The organism is Bartonella sp. CE47NXGY, assembly GCF_042195415.1.
Lineage (GTDB): Bacteria > Pseudomonadota > Alphaproteobacteria > Rhizobiales > Rhizobiaceae > Bartonella.
The window spans coordinates 1-2568 of record NZ_JBHIOI010000042.1; the positions used below are offsets into that span (position 1 = coordinate 1).

General features: G+C 47.0%; 2 protein-coding genes. Both read left to right on the forward strand.

Features of this window, described 5'->3' with window-relative positions; genetic code table 11:
* Positions 1–1209 (forward strand): ShlB/FhaC/HecB family hemolysin secretion/activation protein (locus ACFIL3_RS08370; RefSeq protein WP_375682068.1); only part of this gene is annotated, 1209 nt, incomplete at its 5' end.
* A 90-nt stretch (positions 1210–1299) separates the two neighbouring features.
* A partial coding sequence (locus tag ACFIL3_RS08375) for a filamentous hemagglutinin N-terminal domain-containing protein (protein WP_375682069.1) occupies positions 1300–2568 on the forward strand: 1269 nt, incomplete at its 3' end.

Genomic DNA, 2568 nt, shown 5'->3' on the forward strand with positions numbered 1-2568 from the left:
CCGACCAATCTGCGCCAGATAGAGCAAGGGCTTGATCAAATCAATCGGCTTTTCTCACGCCAAGCCACCATTAATCTTGGTGCGGGTAGCAATTCGGGTGGTTCGATACTCGATGTTCATATTGAAAAACAGAAACCTTGGCTTATTACGCTTTCCAGCGATAATCTTGGCGCTAAAGCAACAGGGCTTTATCAAACGCGCTTGAGCCTTTCTTTTGATGATCTGTTGGGGATCAATGATCAATGGTCGTTTAGCTATCAGCGTTCTATGGATGGTAGTCCGTATCATTTTTCTCACAAGCGTCCCAATAGTGATACTCTAACGGGATCATTTTCTCTTCCCTATGGCACTTGGACAACAGGTTTTGATGGGACGTGGAGCCAATATCATTCGAGTGTTAAGGGAATATTTTCCGATATTATGACTGCGGGTAAGTCTTTATCGCTTACACCGTGGATTTCACGGGTTATCGACCGTGATCAAGAGGGAAAGACCTGGCTTACAGGACGCTTGACATGGAAATATTCTGATAATTTTATTATGGGCAGTCGGGTTGATGTTTCCAGCCGTAAACTAGCTATTGCAACCTTTGAGCTTGATCACTCGCGCAAGTGGCTTGGAGGAGAATTAAGCGCGCATATAGGGTTTCATAAAGGGTTGGCAATTCTTGGCGCTTATGACGATAAAGAGCAAGAGAATGCAACAAAAAATTCACCCAAAGGGCAATTTTCCAAATTATCTTTTTCCCTAGGCTACGTGCGTCCTTTTTCGCTCAAACAATATAACTTTCGCTATAACACGCTGTTTTCAGGACAATTATCACCCGACACGTTGTTTAGTTCAGAGCAAATATCGCTTGGTGGTAGTTCCTCTGTGCGTGGGGTGCGTGAGGCGATTTATTACGGCAATAATGGGGCGTTTTGGCGCAATGAATTGTCGCTGTTGTTGCCAGGTTTTTCTTCGAGAATGGGGCGTAAATTTATGAGCCAATTTGCCCCTTATATGGCGCTTGATCTGGGGGCCGTGGCCAATGATGTAAACAAAAACAGTTTTGGCGGGAGCCTCGTTGGGGCAACTCTTGGTTTCCATGCAACCGGAGACATTACGGATATTGATGTGTCTTATTCGAATATTTTAACCCAATCGACAGTGCGAGAAAAGGGAAATGCGACAGGGTTATTTCAAGTGCGGGCATTATTGAGATTTTAGAGCAAAGGGGCGGTAAAAATATCGCTGCGCTGTTTATACCCATATGGGTTGTTTTTTTAAAGAGATAAAGAATTTTATGAGGAGCTGAAGATGCGGGGATTGAAAGATCAAAAGCATAGATTGGGATATGGATACAAGCTATGGCAGCGCGTTCTTTGTGTTTTGCAGCGAGGGATCCATAAGGGGCTTTCACTTGTTTTAAGCTTTTGCTTAGCTTTTCAGCCTTTGTTATTGCAAGCACAAGCGCTTGGAGCGCGAAGTCCTGTTGCACAAGAGAGCCAAGGGATTAAAGCAGCTGATGGGGTTGGCTCTGTTTTCCGCCCCACGGTGGGGAAAGCCGGCAATGATGTGCCGCTGATTGATATTGTTCGCCCCAATGGACAGGGTCTTTCTCATAACAAATATGACAGTTTCAATGTTGATACCCATGGCATAATTTTGAACAATTCGACTGAGGAAGTCTCGCGTTCACAGCTTGGGGGATTGGTGCCAGGCAACAGCAATTTGCGTTATAGCGGTGCAGCAAAGGTTATCCTTAATGAAGTGGTAAGTGCCAATCGCTCGCGTCTTGAAGGCATGAGCGAAGTACACGGGCATATGGCGGATGTTATTATCGCCAACCCCAATGGGATTACCTGTAACGGTTGTGGTTTTATCAATACTCCACGGGTGACTTTATCGACCGGACAACCGATTATTGGAGCCGATGGGGCTTTGAGTGGGTTGCGTGTTGAGGGTGGAGATATCACCATAGGTTCTCGTGGGGCTGATGGGAGTGCATTAGATATTTTTGATCTTGTTTCGCGCAAGATCAGTGTCGGGGGTCCCATACAGGTCAAAGGAGATTTGGCTGTTATCGCGGGGCGCAATCATTTTGATTATGACAAACGCGAAGCAACTTCTCTTGGTTCTGATGGCAAAGAGCCGGAATTGGCGATTGATTCCAGTGAGTTTGGTGGAATGTATGCGGGGCAGATCCGCGTGATTGCCAATGATAAAGGCGCCGGCGTTAAGATGCGCGGAGACATGGTTGCCAATGCAGGCGCCATGAGATTGACAAGTGATGGCAAGCTGGTGATTGCCAAAGCACGCGCCAAAGGAGCGGTGAAGGCTCACTCCCACCACGATAGTGTGCACGTGAAAGATCTGCTTTTCTCAGAAGAAGCAGTTGAACTGAAGGCTTTGAAACATATTGAACTGGCTGAGCAAGCTCGCGTTGCAGCGAGCGGTACTGTTGATGTGGGCGCCGATCTGATCAAGCTCCAGTCCCATGCTCTTCTAGCAAGCGGTATTGGGAGTGATGGTCAACAGTCAGCGACGGGTTCTTTGCATTTACAGGCAGCAAAGCTTGAGGCGGGG